This is a genomic window from Desulforhabdus sp. TSK (assembly GCF_022836495.1).
Classification (GTDB): Bacteria; Desulfobacterota; Syntrophobacteria; order Syntrophobacterales; family Syntrophobacteraceae; genus Desulforhabdus.
In genome coordinates this window covers 99,758-117,543 of the sequence record NZ_BQXM01000014.1, presented here as the reverse complement: position 1 = coordinate 117,543, position 17,786 = coordinate 99,758, and the positions used below count along the sequence as shown (strand labels likewise).

16 protein-coding genes and 2 pseudogenes are annotated in these 17,786 nt (G+C 57.1%); 11 read left to right on the top strand and 7 right to left on the bottom strand.

Going from position 1 to position 17,786, the window contains the following annotated elements; translation table 11 throughout:
• The 9 genes and pseudogenes from MWC30_RS10480 to katG form a co-directional block, all read left to right on the top strand.
• A pseudogene (locus MWC30_RS10480) lies at positions 1 to 674 on the top strand (transposase); the annotation flags it as partial.
• Positions 649 to 1,143, top strand: coding sequence for a hypothetical protein (locus MWC30_RS10475; RefSeq protein WP_306423197.1), 495 nt, complete (start codon positions 649 to 651; stop codon positions 1,141 to 1,143). The pseudogene MWC30_RS10480 and the gene MWC30_RS10475, both read left to right, overlap by 26 nt.
• 117 nt (positions 1,144 to 1,260) lie before the next feature.
• Positions 1,261 to 1,881: a hypothetical protein gene (locus MWC30_RS10470; RefSeq protein ID WP_244084116.1), complete on the top strand. Its 621-nt coding sequence runs from the start codon at positions 1,261 to 1,263 to the stop codon at positions 1,879 to 1,881.
• A gap of 66 nt (positions 1,882 to 1,947) precedes the next feature.
• Positions 1,948 to 3,388: pseudogene (locus MWC30_RS10465) on the top strand (DDE-type integrase/transposase/recombinase).
• Positions 3,378 to 3,608, top strand: coding sequence for a hypothetical protein (locus MWC30_RS10460; protein WP_244084115.1), 231 nt, complete (start codon positions 3,378 to 3,380; stop codon positions 3,606 to 3,608). The pseudogene MWC30_RS10465 and the gene MWC30_RS10460 overlap by 11 nt, the downstream one beginning before the upstream one ends.
• 11 nt (positions 3,609 to 3,619) lie before the next feature.
• Positions 3,620 to 4,213, top strand: a complete 594-nt coding sequence (locus MWC30_RS10455) for an AAA family ATPase (RefSeq protein WP_244084114.1) — start codon at positions 3,620 to 3,622, stop codon at positions 4,211 to 4,213.
• Positions 4,214 to 4,230: 17 nt separating this feature from the next.
• Complete coding sequence (locus tag MWC30_RS10450; RefSeq protein ID WP_244084113.1) at positions 4,231 to 5,169, top strand: CHC2 zinc finger domain-containing protein; 939 nt, start codon at positions 4,231 to 4,233, stop codon at positions 5,167 to 5,169.
• Positions 5,170 to 5,418: 249 nt separating this feature from the next.
• Entirely contained in the window at positions 5,419 to 5,880 is a 462-nt protein-coding gene (locus MWC30_RS10445) for a Fur family transcriptional regulator (RefSeq protein WP_244084112.1), read from the top strand.
• Between the two features lie 456 nt (positions 5,881 to 6,336).
• On the top strand, positions 6,337 to 8,535 hold the full coding sequence (gene katG / locus MWC30_RS10440) for a catalase/peroxidase HPI (protein WP_256461242.1): 2,199 nt from the start codon (positions 6,337 to 6,339) through the stop codon (positions 8,533 to 8,535).
• 258 nt (positions 8,536 to 8,793) lie between these two features.
• Here the strand turns inward: katG and MWC30_RS10435 are convergent, their stop codons facing one another.
• The 3 genes from MWC30_RS10435 to MWC30_RS10425 all read right to left on the bottom strand — a co-directional run bounded on the left by MWC30_RS10435 (position 8,794) and on the right by MWC30_RS10425 (position 11,277).
• The gene (locus tag MWC30_RS10435; RefSeq protein ID WP_244084111.1) at positions 8,794 to 9,360 is read right to left on the bottom strand and encodes a Uma2 family endonuclease; all 567 of its coding nucleotides are present in this window, start codon (positions 9,358 to 9,360) and stop codon (positions 8,794 to 8,796) included.
• Between the two features lie 184 nt (positions 9,361 to 9,544).
• Positions 9,545 to 10,123: a hypothetical protein gene (locus MWC30_RS10430; protein WP_244084110.1), complete on the bottom strand. Its 579-nt coding sequence runs from the start codon at positions 10,121 to 10,123 to the stop codon at positions 9,545 to 9,547.
• Complete coding sequence (locus MWC30_RS10425) at positions 10,120 to 11,277, bottom strand: DUF2157 domain-containing protein (RefSeq protein ID WP_244084109.1); 1,158 nt, start codon at positions 11,275 to 11,277, stop codon at positions 10,120 to 10,122. The genes MWC30_RS10430 and MWC30_RS10425 overlap by 4 nt, the downstream gene beginning before the upstream one ends.
• A 429-nt stretch (positions 11,278 to 11,706) precedes the next feature.
• On the opposite strand from MWC30_RS10425, the gene mutY reads away from it, so the two are divergent.
• The gene (mutY, locus tag MWC30_RS10420; protein WP_244084108.1) at positions 11,707 to 12,777 is read left to right on the top strand and encodes an A/G-specific adenine glycosylase; all 1,071 of its coding nucleotides are present in this window, start codon (positions 11,707 to 11,709) and stop codon (positions 12,775 to 12,777) included.
• Between the two features lie 158 nt (positions 12,778 to 12,935).
• Positions 12,936 to 14,108 carry a ChaN family lipoprotein gene (locus MWC30_RS10415; RefSeq protein ID WP_244084107.1) on the top strand — a complete coding sequence of 391 codons (1,173 nt, stop codon included), beginning with the start codon at positions 12,936 to 12,938 and terminating at the stop codon, positions 14,106 to 14,108.
• Between the two features lie 52 nt (positions 14,109 to 14,160).
• Here the strand turns inward: MWC30_RS10415 and MWC30_RS10410 are convergent, their stop codons facing one another.
• The 4 genes from MWC30_RS10410 to MWC30_RS10395 all read right to left on the bottom strand — a co-directional run bounded on the left by MWC30_RS10410 (position 14,161) and on the right by MWC30_RS10395 (position 17,524).
• Positions 14,161 to 14,511, bottom strand: coding sequence for a DsrE family protein (locus MWC30_RS10410; protein ID WP_244084106.1), 351 nt, complete (start codon positions 14,509 to 14,511; stop codon positions 14,161 to 14,163).
• A gap of 151 nt (positions 14,512 to 14,662) precedes the next feature.
• Complete coding sequence (locus MWC30_RS10405; protein ID WP_244084105.1) at positions 14,663 to 15,094, bottom strand: archease; 432 nt, start codon at positions 15,092 to 15,094, stop codon at positions 14,663 to 14,665.
• 24 nt (positions 15,095 to 15,118) lie between these two features.
• Positions 15,119 to 16,012 carry a GTP-binding protein gene (locus tag MWC30_RS10400; protein WP_244084104.1) on the bottom strand — a complete coding sequence of 298 codons (894 nt, stop codon included), beginning with the start codon at positions 16,010 to 16,012 and terminating at the stop codon, positions 15,119 to 15,121.
• 54 nt (positions 16,013 to 16,066) lie between these two features.
• Positions 16,067 to 17,524: an RtcB family protein gene (locus MWC30_RS10395; protein WP_269467785.1), complete on the bottom strand. Its 1,458-nt coding sequence runs from the start codon at positions 17,522 to 17,524 to the stop codon at positions 16,067 to 16,069.
• Positions 17,525 to 17,786: the final 262 nt, after the last annotated feature.

The following is a 17,786-nucleotide window of genomic DNA, read 5'->3' as shown; positions in this document are numbered from 1 at the left end:
CCCACGTCGGCAACGACTCGGTGCTTTGCCGGGCGGTAGAGGAGCTTCGCCGACGCTCTTCGCTCTTTGACCGGCTGCGCAAGGCCATGCGCATCGCACCTCCTCACGGCGCCAATGGCCTCAACGACGAGGGTTCAGACGAGGCGATGTCCACCATCCGTCAAGGTGTAGAGGCGTTTCCCCGGGAGCTCGATCAAGATCCCGAACTGGCATCAGACCACCTGTGCCTCAAGATGGCTGAACAGAGCGACAAGTACGGCGACAAGCTCTTTGCCGACCCCCTTACGGTGACGACCTCCGATGGGCCAATCACTCTATATCCTCAGCGTACCAACAACATCCTCGAACAGTTCTTTCGAGGTCAAAGGTACGCGCACCGTCGAAAAACCGGCAACGACTCCATGGAACGTGCGCTGCGGGCCATGCTATCAGATACACCGTTGATCAAAAACCTGGATAATCCTGAATACATGAAGATTCTCCTCGACGGGAAGGCAAACCTGGAAGAGTTATTCGCTGAAATGGGGCCGGCGCATCTCAATCCCGCCGAGGGATCGCAGGCCGATAGCGATCGCATCTTGCCCGGCTTTCGTGCTCTCATGAAACTGCCAACTCTGCCCGACCAGGTACTTCGCTCTTTCCAAAAACATCAGGAGCAGGACAAATCTAACTGAATATTGTGATCATAGTCAAAATGTCATAGACTCCGGGAAAGATTGGACTCAAAATTTCGAAGCTGTTCCAGTGCCTTTTGCGCTCACCAGCAAACAGCTGGGAGAAGGCCATCCTCGGGATGTCGACAAGGACAATCTTGGTGGAGAAGTACACCAAGGCTTCCTCGATGAACTTGCCGCAGTGCAGGATCAAGTCGTGGCAGAGCTTTTGAAACGCGGGGACAGAAGCCTACCGGTATACGTTACAGGTCATAGCCAGGGTGGAGCTGAAGCGGCGCTGGCGACACGCGCACTGCTGGCCGGAGGGTTTAACGTTGTCTCCACTTATACGTTTGCTGCACCGCGTCCGGGCAATTTGGAGTTCACCAAATCGATTCCGGCCGATGTTCCAGTCCATCGCATTGAATGCGGGGATGACATTGTCCCTCATTTGCCGCCAACTCTGATTGAGAGGAAGCACGATAAATAATGGAAATCCGTTGGAATATGTGCAAGGTAAATGAGGGACAGGGCAGAAGAGCCCTCAATTAGCCTGCACGCTTTGCGAGAAGCCTCCTGCCCCGCCACTTTGGGTAGTAGGAGGACTATGTTACCAGAACTTCTGCAAAAAGATAGCCTATTTCACCTGCTTTTCCTCATCGACTCCGATCTTGCCGCTTCAAAGCGCCAGCAGAGATGCCCCCACTGCGGTGGACCGCTGCACCAGGCCAACTATTTTCGCAAACCACGGGGAGGCCCGGTCAGCATTCCAGAGCAATATTGCATCCGACACAGCCTTTGCTGTGGTCGGGAGGGCTGCAGGCGAAGGTGTACGGTGGAATCGTGCCTCTTCATGGGTCGGCGAGTCTATTGGAGATGCGTGGTGCTGGTGGTGACGGCACTGCGGCAGAGAAGGCCAGAGGGTACGAGTGCAAATGAACTTGCCCGGATGTTTGGCATATCCAGGAAGACGCTCATGCGCTGGTGCGATTTCTTCCGAGATGTGTTTGCGGGCAGCATGGAGTGGCAAAGGCTCCGAGGCCGTCTCAGCGCGTGTGTCGGCAACGAGCGGCTTCCGGCAAATCTCTTGGACTACTGCATCGAGCACTCGCGGGAGGGTCTGCGCGGATTGGTCATGTGCTGCCGGCTGCTCGCCACGGGAGGCTGGAAGATCAGGATGAGCGAGGGCCGATCTTCTCCACGCAGAAGATGGGGAATTCCAGGATAAGGGGGCTCGGGCTATAGAGCGACGAAGCTTTATGGATGGCATCCACCCACCAAAAGGAGTCGTTCCATGTCCGAGGAAGTGAAAAGAACTCTCAAAAATTGGGCACACTTGCGTTTCTCCATTGTAGGTCCCCTGCTGGCAAGACCCGCCGAGAGGGGGGAGATTCAAAAAAAGATCGAGGAACTGGCCTCCCGGCGCTACCCTCATCCCACTCGAGAAGGAAAATGGCTAAGATTCGGGGTCTCCACCATCGAGAGGTGGTATTATCAGGCTCTGGGAGCCGATGATCCCATTGAGGCGTTGAGTCGCAAGATGCGCTCGGATGCGGGAATGGGAAAAGCCATCGGAGCCGAGATTGCAAGGGTCCTGCAAAAGCAGTATCAGCTCTACCCCAGCTGGAGCTTTAAGCTGCACGCCGACAACCTGGCCGCCTACATCAAAGGTCACCCCGAGCTTGGCTCCGTCCCCTCGTATGCTTCCGTGCGTCGTATGATGGTGGCGAGGCAGTGGTTGAGAAAGTCCGGGATCGACATAGCGGGCAGAGGCCTCAGGGAGGTTCGCAGCTTCGAAGCTCAGTACGTGCACCAGCTCTGGCACCTCGATTTCCACCATGGCCGAAAGCGCGTGGCGGACTCCAGGGGGGCCTGGCACACCCCCAAAGCCCTTTGCGTGCTCGACGACAGGTCCCGCCTGTGCTGCCACCTTCAGTGGTATCTCACGGAAACCGCCGAAAACCTCATCCACGCTCTTACCCAGGCCTTCTACAAGAGGGGGCTTCCAAGGAGCCTCCTCACCGACAACGGCTCTGCCATGGTGGCCGGAGAGACCCGAAAGGGACTGCTGCGCCTGGGCGTGGTCCACGAAACCACTCTCCCGTACCATCCAGACCAAAATGGTAAACAAGAATCCTTCTGGTCCCAGCTCGAAGGGCGCCTGCTTTCCATGCTGAGGCAGGTCAAGCCCTTGAGCCTGGAGTTCCTCAATCGCGCCACCCAGGCCTGGGTGGAGATGGAATACAACCGAAGCATCCACTCCGAGATTGGCACGTCCCCCCTCAAGCGATTGCTCAAAGACCCTTGCGTGGCTCGTCCCTGTCCTGAGAGCGGCAAGCTCAAGCTCGCCTTCTGCCTGGAGGAGACAAGATCGCAGCGCCGAAGCGACGGGACAGTCTCGATCGGGGGGGTGCGCTTTGAGGTGCCCGCAAGGCTTTGCCATATCCCCCGACTGCGGGTGCGCTACCAGTCCTGGGACCTGAGTCTCGCCTACCTGGTCGATTCCAAGGACGGCACGCTCATCGATACCATCTACCCCCAGGACAAGCTAAAGAATGCCAGCGGCTTCAGGCGAGTTGTGGGACCCATTGCCGATCCCCTGCCCGAGCCCGACACTCCCGATTCCTCCACTCCTTCGCAAATACCTTGCCGACTATGCCGCAACGGGACTCCCTCCGGCCTACCTGCCCAAGGCCGATCCCATCGAGAAGGAGGGCGACTCCCATGAGCAATGACAAGAAACTGCTGGCCCTCTTCGGGCTCAAGTGGAATCCCTTTTTGCCCAACATTCCCGTCGAATCCATCTGGGTCCCCCCCGGTTTCGAGCCCTTCTTCTCAAGGCTCGAGAACCTGGTTACAGAAGGCGGATTCGCCATGATCTCGGCGGAGCCGGGGATGGGCAAATCCAAGGTGCTCCAGCTCATCGCCCACCGGCTCGCTCCCTTCAGGGGGTGAGTGTCGGTGTCATGGAGCGACCCCAAAGCTCCTTGAGCGATTTTTACCGCGAGATGAGCGTCGTCTTCGGTGTCAATCTCTCACCCGCCAACCGATACGGAAGCTTCAAGGCGTTGAGGGAGCGCTGGCACCATCACATCAAGACCACTCTCATGAGACCCGTCCTCCTCGTGGACGAAGCCCAGGAAATGGTGAGTCCCTGTCTCAATGAAGCAAAGCTCCTCTCGAGCACCCACTTCGACTCCCGGTGCATCTTGACGACCATCCTGTGTGGAGACACAAGACTTCCCGAGCGACTCCGCTCCGAGCAGCTGGTCTCCCTTGGGACCCGGATGCGCTTGCCGATGATGATGGAGCCTCTGACCAAAGAGCAACTCATCGACTATTTGCACCATGCCCTGGATGAGGCCGCAGCCCCGCACCTCATGACCGAGCTCCTCATGGAGGCCCTTGCCGAGCACTGCCTGGGGAACTTGAGGATGCTCAACCTCATGGCCGCGGAGCTCCTCGATTCCGCCGCTCAAAAGGAGCTCCTCCAGCTCGATGAGAAGCTCTTCCTGGAGACTTTTGCAAGACAACCCCGCACCGGCAAGAAACGTTCTTGAGGAAAGGCGGCCAAAAGATGAACCCCTATAGCTTTGGCTTTCTCAAAGCCCGTGTCTCCATTGGAGAGGTGCTCTCCGCCTACGGACTGGACTCTCGCCTCAAGGTGAGAGGCGATCAGCTGATGGGTCCCTGTCCCTTGCACGGCGGAGACAATCCCACCGCCTTTCGGGTACACCTTCAAAAAAACCTGTGGCGTTGCTTCACCTCCTGCGGTGGCGGGGACACCGTCGAACTCGTAAGGCGCATCCACGGATGCTCTCATGCACAGGCCGCCCGCCACCTGCACCGCCTGGTCGAGGACCCGCCCTTGCACCCTATCCGGCCGACACCTGCCTCTTCGGGCAGATCCTTCAAACCCTTCACGCGCTCAATCCCCCTCAACCCGGAGCACCGCTTCCTCCAGCACATCAAGAAGATCACGCCCCGTTGCGCCCTCTACTTCGAGGCGGGCACCACCCCAAGCTCCGCCTTTCTCAGAAACACCGTGGCCGTGCGGCTGCACGACATCCAGGGCCGTCCCCTCGGCTACTGCGCCCGCATCCTCCTTGCCGATCGGATCGCTCGCTTTGGCAAGTGGCGCTTTCCAAAGCACTTCCCCAAGGCTCATGTGCTCTACAATGCCCACCGTGCCGAGCCTTTCCGCCACGAGGGAGTGGTTGTCGTCGAGTGCCCCTGGGCTGCCATACGCCTCTCTCAGGCAGGCCTTCCCAGTGTGGTCTCTCTTCTCGGGACCCAGATCTTTGACGATCAAATTGCCTGGCTCGCCAAGGCCCCCGGCATCCTTCTCCTGCTCGACGGAGATCCCGCCGGGCGAGAGGCCTCCGCTCGCATCGCCAACTCCCTGCAAGCCTTCACTACCGTCTACACCCATCTCCTGCCAGACAACAAGGAACCGGAGGATCTCTCCGATCAAGCCCTGGCAGCGATCGTCATGAAATACCCTCTTTCCTTTTGAACCAGTAATCGATTGGGAGGTGAACAGTGAACAGACATCAACACTCTCGCGACTCTCCATCACAAATCGTGCAAACGAGTCCATCAAAGAGCGTGAACGTGCTCATCATCCCTTGAAGATATCGCGGGCGCATTTCAGGAAGACGACACGTCCGCATCTTTTTATGTTTGACTTGAGTGGAAGAAGACGCTATATTTTTGGAAAATTATTCTTTATTAACTAAACTCTCTTATTAAAGAAGCCAAGTCAATGAAACAAGACCACGGTCCTGAGGTTGAAGCAAGGCTGGATCAAATGCTCAAAAGGCTGCGAGCCCGTAACTTCCGCGTCACGCCTCAGAGACTCGCCGTTCTCAGGATTTTGGCCGGCAGCGAGGGACATCCCACCGTCGAGATGATCTACGAGACCGTGAGAACCGATTTTCCCACCACCAGCCTTGCAACCATTTACAAGACCGTCTCCCTGTTGAAAGAGATGGGCGAAGTCCTGGAGCTCGGTTTCGCGGACGGGAGCAATCGCTACGATGGCAGCAAACCGTTTCCGCATCCCCACGTGATTTGCACCCAATGCAAAAAAATCATCGACCCGGACCTGAGCAGCCTGCGGGATTTGACGAAGGAAGTGATGGAGGAAACGGGTTTTCGCATCGTCACTCACCGCCTTGACTTCTTTGGAGTATGCCCGGAATGCCGGAATAAGGCTGAGAGTTGATCCTTCCCGCCGGATTGGCCCGGGAAAATATTTGCGAACGACGGGAACGAAGATGAGTCGACACCGGTGGAAAACTTTGTGCCTGTCTTAGAGGCTGTCTAAAAATTCGCTTGCTCAGAGTGATTGACTCATTTTTTAGACAGCCTCTTAGTACTACAACGAGAGTTCTTGTGTAGGGTGGGCTTTGCCCACCATTCTGCGCCGAAAGCATTGGTTGGTGGGCGAAAGCCACCCTACGCGGGAGGGCAATGTCTCGTTGTAGTATTAGAACAGCCAATGGTTTCCAGGCTGACACCCCTTGCTTTCCGCAGTTCACCATTGCACAGCAGGTGGTCCCCTCGTCAGGGGCCATGGTGCCACACATCCGTACAGGAGGTTGGCCGGACAAACAGTGAAACACCTTAATTCTCGGTATCACGCTTCAACAGCACACATACAGCGAAAGGAGGCAGCATCATGAAGGAGAAGAGCAAGAGCCCGGTCATGGGATCCACAGTCCGCGGCGGCACGACGAACCAAGACTGGTGGCCGAACCAGTTGAACCTCAAGATTCTTCATCAGCACTCGAACAAAAGCAATCCCATGGGCGAAGATTTCAACTACGCTGAAGAATTCAAGAAACTCGACTTTCAGGCTTTGAAGAAAGACCTCTATGATCTGATGACCCAGTCGCAGGACTGGTGGCCGGCGGATTGGGGTCACTACGGTGGGCTCATCATCCGGATGGCATGGCACAGCGCAGGCACCTACCGCCAGGGCGACGGCCGCGGCGGCGCAGGGTCGGGCAATCAGCGCCTGGCGCCCCTCAACAGCTGGCCGGACAACGTGAACCTGGACAAAGCGCGCCGCGTCCTTTGGCCGATCAAGCAGAAATACGGTCGAAGGCTCTCCTGGGCCGACCTGATGATCCTCGCCGGCAACTGCGCACTCGAGTCGATGGGATTCAAGACCTTCGGCTTCGGCGGCGGCCGCGAGGACATCTGGGAACCGGAAGAGGACGTGTACTGGGGGGCCGAAGAGGAGTGGCTGGCTACGAGCGACAAACCCAAAAGCCGTTACTCCGGCGACCGGGATCTCGAAAACCCCCTGGCGGCGGTGCAGATGGGCCTGATCTACGTGAACCCGGAAGGCCCGGACGGCAACCCGGATCCGGTCGCCTCGGGCCGCGACGTTCGAGAGACCTTCGCGCGCATGGCCATGAACGATGAAGAGACCGTCGCCCTCGTTGCCGGCGGGCACACCTTCGGCAAATGCCATGGTGCCGGGCCTGCAACTCATGTGGGTCCTGAGCCCGAGGCGGCGCCCATCGAAGAGCAGGGTCTCGGCTGGAGGAGCAGCTTCGGCAGCGGCAAGGGCGGCGATACAATCAGCAGCGGCATCGAGGGTGCCTGGAAGCCGCACCCGACCCGATGGGACATGGGCTATCTGAAGGTGCTTTTCAAGTATGACTGGGAACTGGTCAAGAGCCCGGCCGGCGCCAATCAGTGGCTGGCCAAAGACGTGGATGAAGAGGACATGATCGTCGATGCCCACGACCCGTCCAAGAAGCACCGGCCGATGATGACCACGGCGGACCTCTCCCTGAAATTCGACCCGGTCTACGAGCCCATCTCCCGGCGCTACCTGCAAAACCCCGAGGAATTCGCGGATGCCTTCGCCAGGGCCTGGTTCAAGCTGACCCACCGCGACATGGGCCCCCGCTCCCGCTATCTCGGTCCGGAGGTCCCGGCCGAGGAACTGATTTGGCAAGACCCTGTGCCCGCCGTCGACCATGCACTCATCGACGCACAGGACATCGCAGACCTCAAGGCCAAGATCCTCGCTTCGGGCCTGTCGGTCTCCCAGCTGGTTTCAACCGCCTGGGCGTCGGCGTCCACGTTCCGCGGCTCCGACAAGCGCGGCGGTGCCAACGGGGCGCGTATCCGTCTTGCGCCGCAGAAGGATTGGGAAGTCAACCAGCCGGCCCAACTGAAGACAGTGCTCCAGACCCTCGAGGGCATCCAAAAGGATTTCAACATCGCTCAGTCCGGCGGGAAGAAGGTATCCCTCGCCGACCTGATTGTTCTGGGTGGATGCGCAGGGGTCGAGCAGGCCGCCCGGAAGGCGGGTCATGCTGTCACGGTTCCCTTCACGCCGGGACGCACGGATGCGTCGGAGGAGCAAACTGACGTGGTGTCATTCGCCGTACTCGAGCCGGCCGCAGACGGGTTCCGCAACTACCAGAAGGCCAAATTCGCCGTATCGGCAGAGGAGCTGCTGATCGATCGGGCGCAACTGTTGACTCTGACTGCTCCTGAAATGACGGTTCTCGTTGGCGGTATGCGCGCCTTGAATGCCAACTTCGGGCAGTCCCAGCACGGCGTCTTCACTAAGCAGCCCGAGACACTCACCAATGACTTCTTCGTGAATCTGCTCGACATGCGCACGGTGTGGAAGGCAACCTCGGATAACCAGGACGTGTTCGAGGGGCGTGATCGCGCAACGGGCGAGCTCAAATGGACCGGCACCCGGGTCGACCTCGTCTTCGGCTCGAACTCCCAGCTTCGGGCCGTCGCGGAAGTCTACGGATGCGAGGACTCCGGGGAGAAGTTCGTGCACGACTTCGTCGCGGCATGGAACAAGGTCATGAACCTTGACCGCTTCGACCTGGCCTGATCGCAGCACAAAAGTCTACGAAGGTTCCTGACGGGGTGACGAATAAACGGTCAACCAACCCATGAGGATTGAGACGACCCCATGCTATATCCGGGTCGTTTCAATCTGAATGTTCTCCATGAGAAAATCCCTTGTGTGCGGATCTCAGGCCTGAGGCTTCAAGTCTTCTTCCAGGGAAGGATTACCGCTGGTCTGCTCATTCAGAACGCTTTCCCCCCGGCGCAAAGCGATCGGCGAGGTACCTAAACTGCTCGTAGTTCATTCCGCCAGCCAAAAGAGGCCGAGATCGAGCTCCAGCTCCGGAAACGGCTCCACGCGTGCTTTTTCATTCCCCACAAAGGAGTTCAGGATAAGTCTGCCGTCAGGTTCGATGCTGTACGCTTCCAGGGTCATAAGGATGGGATCGACCAGCCAGACGTAGGGTACCCTGTGCCGGATGTAGATGCGCATTTTTTCGATTCGGTCATGACGAGCGGTATGTGGAGAAAGGACCTCGCAGATCCAATCCGGTGCAACCGAAATCCAGTTATGGGCTTCCGCTTTAGGAAATCTTTCCCTCTTCCAACCGGCAAGATCCGGGACCAGGATATTCTCTTCGAATCCGATTTCCGGCTCCACAATGAAAATCCATCCGCCTGGTCCGCCTCCTTCACCAAATTGATAGGGAGTACCGATCTTACCGCTCAACGCCGTTGCGGCGAAACCGTGCTTCCTGGATGGCCTGAGGGTGACGACCAGCTCGCCATCAATGATTTGTCCGGTCATGTTTTCCGGAATGGTATAAAGATCTTCGTAAACGGCTTTCTTTTTGGCCGGTTCCGACATGGGAAGCTCCTTTATTTAGTCGGGAATTAGACCGTTTCACCGGCGGAAAATTGATGTAAGTTCCGTATGTCGCGCGAATCCTGACAGGTCGCTCTTCTTTTTGCCGGTTTGCTCGCGGCGGGTTCCTCTATGATGGCCAAGATACAAGTCCGAAGCAAATCACCGCTTCCAGCATGCCGCCAGGCTATCCTTTCCGCACCATATCTTCATGATTTTCCCCTGTTTCAGTATTGTCCCGGCTCAGCGGAAGCGGCTCTATCGGGTTTTGGCCCTGCTTTATGCCCAGGCGGATGGGCCGAGGCGAGCCTTTCTTCGGAACCGTGACTTCGACCCACAATTCCTCATCCGGTGGACGGCGAGAGGGATCCGGGATGTGCTCGGGGATGAAAAATGCCACGCTTTGGTCCAGCACTGCCAGCTTCTCGCCGCCCCGAGAGATGAATTGCACGTGCAAACCAGTAGGAACGAACCCGGATTCGTGAGGATCCGCCTCGGCCACCAGGCGCTCGCCCTCGACACGCAGTATGACGGATCGCAGCGACCGCCAGGCCATCCCCGGTTTCGCGTCCTCGATCCCTTTGGGCTCGACGACCAGTTGCAGGCTGACGTAACGGCCCCGGATGGGAAGGTCGGGGTCGTACGGAGCAGCGCGTACCCAAACGCGGGGATATATTGCACGATCGTAGAGCAGCTTGGCCCCGAGTGACGCCACCAAGCCTATGTGTACCACGGCTATCACCAAACCTTTGATCCAGGGCTTCATGCGGCACCCTTCTCCAAACGCGCCAGCAAACGGCGGCGCATCTTTTCCAGTAACCATCCTCCCAGCAAAAACAGCACACCCAACCCGACGAGACTCGCCGCACGGCCGAGTTTATCCATCACATTGGAAAAGTAAAAGAATAGCACTGTCAGCGCAAACCCGGCGACACCCAGATTGATGCGCTCCCTGCGCGCCTCTTTCACGCCCCACGCGATCAATCCGATGGAACCCAGCGCGCACATCCCATACGGCCCGAGCTCGCGCCAAGCTTGGCGCAGCAGGGTTTCGCCCCCCACAGGCATCTGGAGAGCCGTCGCACCCAGCATGAGCACCCAAAGCGCGGCAATGAGGTTTATCCAGAAAGCTTTGCGGCGAAGCCACCATGCCAGGACAAGAGGGAGCGCCAGGGCCGCTGTCCATACCGGTACAAGAATGCCTGCTGGCAGTGAGCGCGCGCCATGGAAACTCCATGTGCCCGACCACATCACGGCTCCTGCAGCAGGGATCAGTGCCAGGCCGCCAAGCCACGCCAACGCCTTCCGCGTCGGCGACTCCTTCTCTTGAGAGATCCCCGTAAGATAACTGATGGCCAATAGCAGTAAGCATTCAGCCAGAATTTTGCCGCTGCCGCTCCAGCCGCGTGAGGCTTCTATCCACTCAGCCCCGATCCACATGGGTGTGAGGAGTGCCACGAGCGTCGCTTGCGGCCAATCACGCAAAAGACCCCAGGCGATCCAGGCTCCCATGGCCCATAGCATAAGACCGCCAGGCCAATGCTCCTGCAAGTGAAAGATCTGCCCTGCGAGAAAGATACCCACCCCCAGGCAGACCGTGCCGACAGCATGGAGTGTACTGGAAAGCGCGGAGAAGTAAGTGGACAGCATCGCCCCTGCCACATGGAAAAAGCCGACCAGGAGCAGAACAAGACCGAAACGCTCAGCCGGTGACAACCTGTCCCAATGAGCCGCCACAAACAACAGCGCGCCGGCCCCCAACAGCAACCCCCCGAGACTGATTGCCAACAGCACGGGCCATCGAAGCCCCTGAACCTTTTCCTGCTCCGCCTCGTAAGCGCGGATGCGTTCGGCAACAGCGGATTCAATCAGCCCGATACTCGTCCATCTTTCAAGGTAACGTTCCCAGCGTGCGCGCAATTTGTCCTCCCCTCGCGGAGTATCGACGGAAATCCGATCAAGTGTTGCACACGAATAGCTCCCTACCGCTTGAGGATTTCTTGATTCTCAGCGGGTCAAAAGCCGGTTGGTCTGCTGCTTTGCAGGATACATGGGAAAGGCTGCTTCTCACATTGCCCTAATTTTTTTATCATATTTTGCACTTGAGACCCTTGCAAGGAATTTGCGATAAGAGGGGAGACTTTTTCCGCAAGGGTGTTCTCAAAATTCTAACGTGAATTGATTTCGGCTGCCCTATTCACTACGTGTTGATACAATCGGTAAAATGATTTTCCAAGTTTCAGAGAGAGACATTGTGGAGCTTGAAATGTGGAATCGGACCGATCATGCCCTGAGGCTGTTTGAAATCCGATGTGCATTGAGATGAAATGAAGAGACGCACAGGAACCGATGACCAGTAGAACATTCGCCACCCTCCAAAAAAATCTCCTCGACTGGTTCGCCGTCCATCAGCGGGACCTGCCCTGGCGCAGGAGCTACCTGCCCTACGAGATCTGGATCTCCGAGATCATGCTGCAGCAGACGCAGGTGAAGACCGTGCTTCCTTACTACCAGCGCTGGATGGAGCGCTTCCCGGACATTGCGGCTGTGGCCGAAGCTTCGGAGGAGGAGCTCCTGAAGTACTGGGAAGGCATGGGATATTATTCGCGGGTGCGGAACATCCACAAGGCGGCACAGCGGCTGGTGATGGAAAACGGCGGGACGTTTCCCCGTGAGCACGCCGCCGTTCTGAAGCTGCCGGGCATCGGCCGCTACACGGCAGGGGCCGTGATGAGCGTCGCCTTCAACCAGGATTTTCCCGTTGTGGACGGCAATGTGGAAAGGGTTTTCGCCCGACTTTTCGACATGGATTCCCCAGTGAAGGAAAAGGAAAGCCAGAAGCGCATCTGGGAAACGGCCCGTGCCCTGATCCCGGCCGGAAAGGCGCGGGAATTCAACCAGGCCCTCATGGAGCTGGGCGCCCTGATCTGCCTGCCCCGGAACCCCCTTTGCGGTGAATGCCCCGTCAACAGCTCCTGCGAAAGCCGCCGAAAGGGAACTGTCGAAGCCAGGCCCGTCATGGCGAAGCGCAAGAGCCTGCAGGCCATCGAGGTGGCCCTTGGCCTTCTGCTGTGCCAAGGAAAAGTTTTCATTCAAAAACGCCCCCCGGGCGGGCTGATGCCCCATTTATGGGAATTTCCCGGCGGTAAAGTGGAGGAGGGAGAGACTCCTGAGGCGGCTCTGGTCCGGGAATTCCGGGAGGAGCTCGAGCTGGACATTTGCGGACTCGATAAAATCACTCGCCTCCGCCACAACTACACATCCTTCAAAGTCACCCTTCACGCCTACTTTTGTACCCTGAAGGATTCAACCCAGCAGCCGGTGATTCGAACGGCCGTGGACGCCCGCTGGGTAACACTCGAAGCCCTCCAGGATTTTGCGTTTCCCGCCGCAAACCGAAAGCTGATCCAGCTTCTCTAGAATTTCTTTGGCCTTGTTTCTCCCGGCGCACGGGATTAATCTGGTGTCGCCGCAGAAAGTCCGACCACCCAGGCGGGCGTACACATCTTGATAACGGCTCTTTTCGTGGTCGGGCAACATTACAGACGTATCGCAGTACGTTGCAGGAGATTCCGTTCATGATCAATGTTTTTTCAAAAGCTTCTCTACTCGGGATGACCCTGCTTCTTGCAGCGGGCTGCAGCACTTTGGCGTCCCTGAAGCCCATCAAGCCTCCCAGCCTCGTCGAGGGTCTCAAGGTGGATGATATCTTGAATACAAACAGCCGGTCTGTCGTCACTTTCGAGTCCCTCATGAACGATCTGAGCACCATCCGCGTCATTTACCTGGGTGAAACGCACACCAGTATAGAAGATCATCGCATCCAGCAAAAAATCCTCGAAGGGCTTTACGCACGCAATCCCAAACTGATCCTTGCCATGGAAATGTTTCCCCGGGAAGCTCAACCCATACTGGACCGCTATTCCCGTGGTTTGCTCTCGCAGGAGGATTTCATCGAAGAAGTGAACTGGGATGGGGTGTGGGGGTTTCCCTTCGAGCTGTATCGGCCCATGTTGACGTTTGCTCAGGAAAAACAGCTCCAGATCCTGGCCCTTAACGCACCACGCCATGTCGTGGGCAAGATCGCCGTTTCGGGCCTGGCCTCCCTTTCACCCGAAGAACGGAGCCGCGTGGCGTCCGATTTTCACAAGGATGATCCCAAGCACCGAGAATATGTGCGGCAGGAATACGAGCTCCATCTCAAAGGAGGAATCAAGGATTTCGAAAGCTTCTTCGAGGCACAGCTGGCGTGGGAAGAAACCATGGCGGAAACTCTGGCCGGCAGACTATCCCAGTTGCAGGAAGGGGAGCAAATTGTCGTCCTTGTGGGCAAAGGCCATATCGTGAACCGGGTAGGGATTCCCGCCCTGACCTCCATGCGGGCACCCGCTTCCTTCAAGACGGTTGTCCCGCTCCCCGTCAATTATCCCGATAGCTTGTACGACCCCGATCTTGCCGACTACGTCTGGATCACCGAGCCCCTTGAACCGACGGCCCACCGCCCTCGACTGGGTGTCATGCTTGTCCCCGCCGCGTCGGGAACCGGCCTTGAAGTCCAGGGAATCGCTCCCGGCAGCCCGGCCGAAAAGGCCGGCATTCAAAAAGGGGATATCCTTTTTGAGATCGACGGGATTCCCTTGGAGAGCGTTGAAGATCTGCACAAGGCCCTCGGGAAGGACTCTCTCGACCACACGCTGAGCATCAAGAGGGGCAAACGCCAACTGAGCGTTCCCGTGACCATTTCTCCGTAGGTGCGCCGCGGTATTCCGGGGAGTACCGCGGGGCAGCCCGTCCCACAGATCTCTAGAAATTGAAGACCTTGGCTTCTGCGGCCATATCGATGAGGTGCGGCCCACCGTCGAGAGCCATATTGTGGAAAAATTTCGCTTCATCCAGCTTGCGGTTCTTGGCGCAGGGAGTACACACACCGATTTCCACCTCTTTTTCCACCAGGTACGGCAGGTAATCATTGGGGCAATCGCCGGTGGTGGTTTTGATGCTCAAATCCCGGGTGGAATCGGCCCACATGACGCCGCCGTCAATGAAGAACAGATTGACTTTGTGTCCCTTGGAGTGGGCGACTTTGGCGAACTGAAAACACCGCGTTGCTGCCTCATTGTCATCTTTGCTCAATACAAACAAAAAATTAGCCATGACTTACCTTCTCCTTTTGCAATTGAAATGATGATGAGCCAACAGTTCAGATTGATGCCTTTTTTAAAATAGATGAGAAGTCCGGGAGGATTCAACAGATAAATGAACGGAAAACGTGCAATGAGGTCAGCAAATACGAGGCGCTCTGACTTTATATATCTAAAATAACGGTGGACTCCCATCCGCCCGATGTCTCTTCCACCCGGTAGCGGTGCAGTGTAACGGCTTTGACATCCACGATCAGGTCATGCCGGCCCGGATCGATTTCTTCCCCCCGCATTTCGGCCTCAAGGGTGCAGGTTCCTTCCCCGCCATGGACCTCCACGCAAGCCACACGAAGCAGGAGGCGCTCGGCATCCTTGTAGAAAATGAGCTCCTGGAGCATTTGAAAGAGCAGCATGTCGAGGCTCTCGGATTCCAGGTGAACCTCACGTACTTCCTTCGGTTCAATGGTCTCCAAATCTACTACCATGGCGTTCATCGTGGCGTCCGCGGCAGCCACGAACATTTCAGGAAGGGTCCTGCCCCAGGCTTCGAACGCCACGTCGGCCGTGGCGATGTCTTCAAGATATTTGAAAGGCATGACAACAACCGCCTCTTGAGGTGTTTAAGTCTGGGCCTCGCACTCGTGCAGTCGCCGCAGAACGTCGTCACGGACGCTCTCCAGTTGGCGGCCGATGAATACGAGCTGAGTCTTGTCCGCGGCAAACTCCTCCAAATCGGCACGTCCCACCACGTAATTGAACAGATGGCAGGCATTACTGAAGCGGACGAAACCCTTGACGCGGAAAACCGTCGGCGGCAGGGTCGAGATGAGTCGACTGAATTTTTCTTCGTCCAGGAAGGACTCGGTCTGGTAAGCAAATGACCGAAAGGTCGTCTCGCCATGATGGGTCCATGGCACGGGAGGTCTTTCCTGGGGCGCCAACCCGAAAAGCAGCTTCGTATCCATGTCGCACCCCATCGTCTTGAAAAACACGGCATTTTCATTGTACTGCCGTACCTGACTTTCCACTGTTTGGACTTCGTCGGTGGTCATCTGATCGATCTTGTTGATGAGGATAACGTCCGCCGCCTTCAATTGAGTATCCATCGTGTGACTCACGTAGGGAAATTTGAGGCTCATGTAGGCGTCCACAACAAAAACGACGCAGTCCAGACGGACGTCGGGCAGGTTGTCCTGCACTTCGTAGACGAGAGCATCGGATTCAGCCACCCCCGTCGCTTCGACAACGATGAATTCGGGCTGAATGGTGTCCACAATCTCCCGAACCGCCGCTTCGAACTCTCCCGTCAGCGAACAGCAGACACAGCCACCCAGGAGCTCGACGATCTGAATGTTCTTCCCCTGCAGTACCTTGCTGTCGACGGCCACTTCCCCGAATTCATTCATGACAACGGCGATGCGGCGATCGGCGGCACCCACGATACGCCTCACCAGAGTGGTTTTTCCACTTCCCAACGATCCTGTGACAAGCATGATGGGAGTTCTGGATTTCATGAAATCTCCTGCGATACTCGTCCATTGCCTCCTTCAGACGGCCCCAAGTGCACTCTAACCTTTCACATTCCCGATGGGAATGAAACGAGCCACTCTCCTGCTGATCCCCGCCTGCTCCGTCGCCAGAACCACTTCGTCGATATCTTTGTAGGCCGGTCCCGCTTCCTCGGCCAATCCCGAGAAAGAAGCGGTTCGCAGGTAAATGCCCCTCGCTTCCATATCCTCCAAGAGCTTTTTTCCGTGAAACTGCCTCTTGGCCTGATGTCGGCTCATGGTCCGACCGCTCCCGTGCGCGGTGCTGAAAAAAGTCTGCCCCCCTTCTTCCACTCCTGCCAGCAGGTACGATCCTGTTTCCATGCTTCCGCCCACGATGACCGGCTGCCCGGTTTTCCTGTAAATATCCGGCAGCTCGCTCGACCCCGGCCCAAAGGCGCGTGTGGCTCCCTTGCGATGCACCAGAAGCTGCCTTTGCCTGCCATCAATGGTGTGCTCCTCCAATTTTGCGGTATTGTGAGCCACATCATAGACCTGGTGCATCCCGAGATCGACAGGATCCCGGTTGAAAACTTCGGAAAAGACTTCACGCACCCGGTGAAGGATAACCTGTCGGTTGGCAAAGGACATGTTGATGGCGCATTTCATGGCTGCAAAATAATCCTGACCCTCGGGGGAAAGAAAAGGAGCGCATGCCAGCTCACGGTCCAGAATTTTGATGCCGTACTTCTTTTCCATCACCTTGAGAAAAATCTGGAGATAATCCGTCGCCACCTGGTGGCCGAAGCCGCGGCTGCCACAGTGAAACATCACCACGACCTGGTTGGGCTGGGTGATCCCGAACGCCGCTGCCAACCGTGTGTCGAAAACATTTTCAGGCTTCACCACCTGGATTTCCAGGTAGTGGTTTCCCGAGCCAAGGGTACCGATCTGCTTGAATCCCCGCTCGACGGCCTTCTTGCTGACCTTGGAAGCGTCTGCCCCCCGGATGCATCCTCGCTCTTCCGTGCGATCCAGGTCCTCCGCCCATCCGTAGCCATTTTTGATGCACCAGTCCGCTCCCTGTTCGATGACCCGACGAAATTCATTTTGAGAGATATCGATGAAGCCGCTGCCCCCCACTCCCGAGGGAACGCGGGCAAAAAGCCGATCCACCAACTTCCGCAGCTGAGGCTTGACTTCGTCGTAAATGAGGTTCGTAAGGACGAGGCGCATGCCGCAATTGACGTCGAAACCGATGCCGCCCGGAGAGATGACCCCCGTTTTGAAATCCATGGCAGCCACGCCGCCGATGGGGAATCCATAGCCCCAATGACCGTCGGGCATGCAGTAGGAATAGCCGACAATACCGGGCAGGGTCGCCACGTTGGTGACCTGGTCGATGACGCCTTCATCCATGTTCTCCATGAGCTTCCGCGTGGCGTAGATCCGAGCGGGAACCCGCATTCCTTCCTTATAGGCCGTGGGAATTTCCCAAACCGTTTCGGAAACTCTTTTGAAGTCTTTGAATGTGGCCATAGGTGTCTCACTTTCTATGCCGCCTTTACGCGGAAAAAAAATCTCATGGTCTGCGCAGGAAGAGGAAAAAGTAAGCGTTTGCCGGGAAGCTTGGGGGAATGGAAAGAGGGATCACAGCTTGGAAAAACGCCAGGCCAGGAGAACAAGCCTCACTGCAAACATATGCTAACTGGTTTGAATCATAATTCAAACTGCTCATAAAAACCAGACCGAAGACACGACTTTTATCTCGATATGGCGATTCGTTAATAATTTGCTTGAC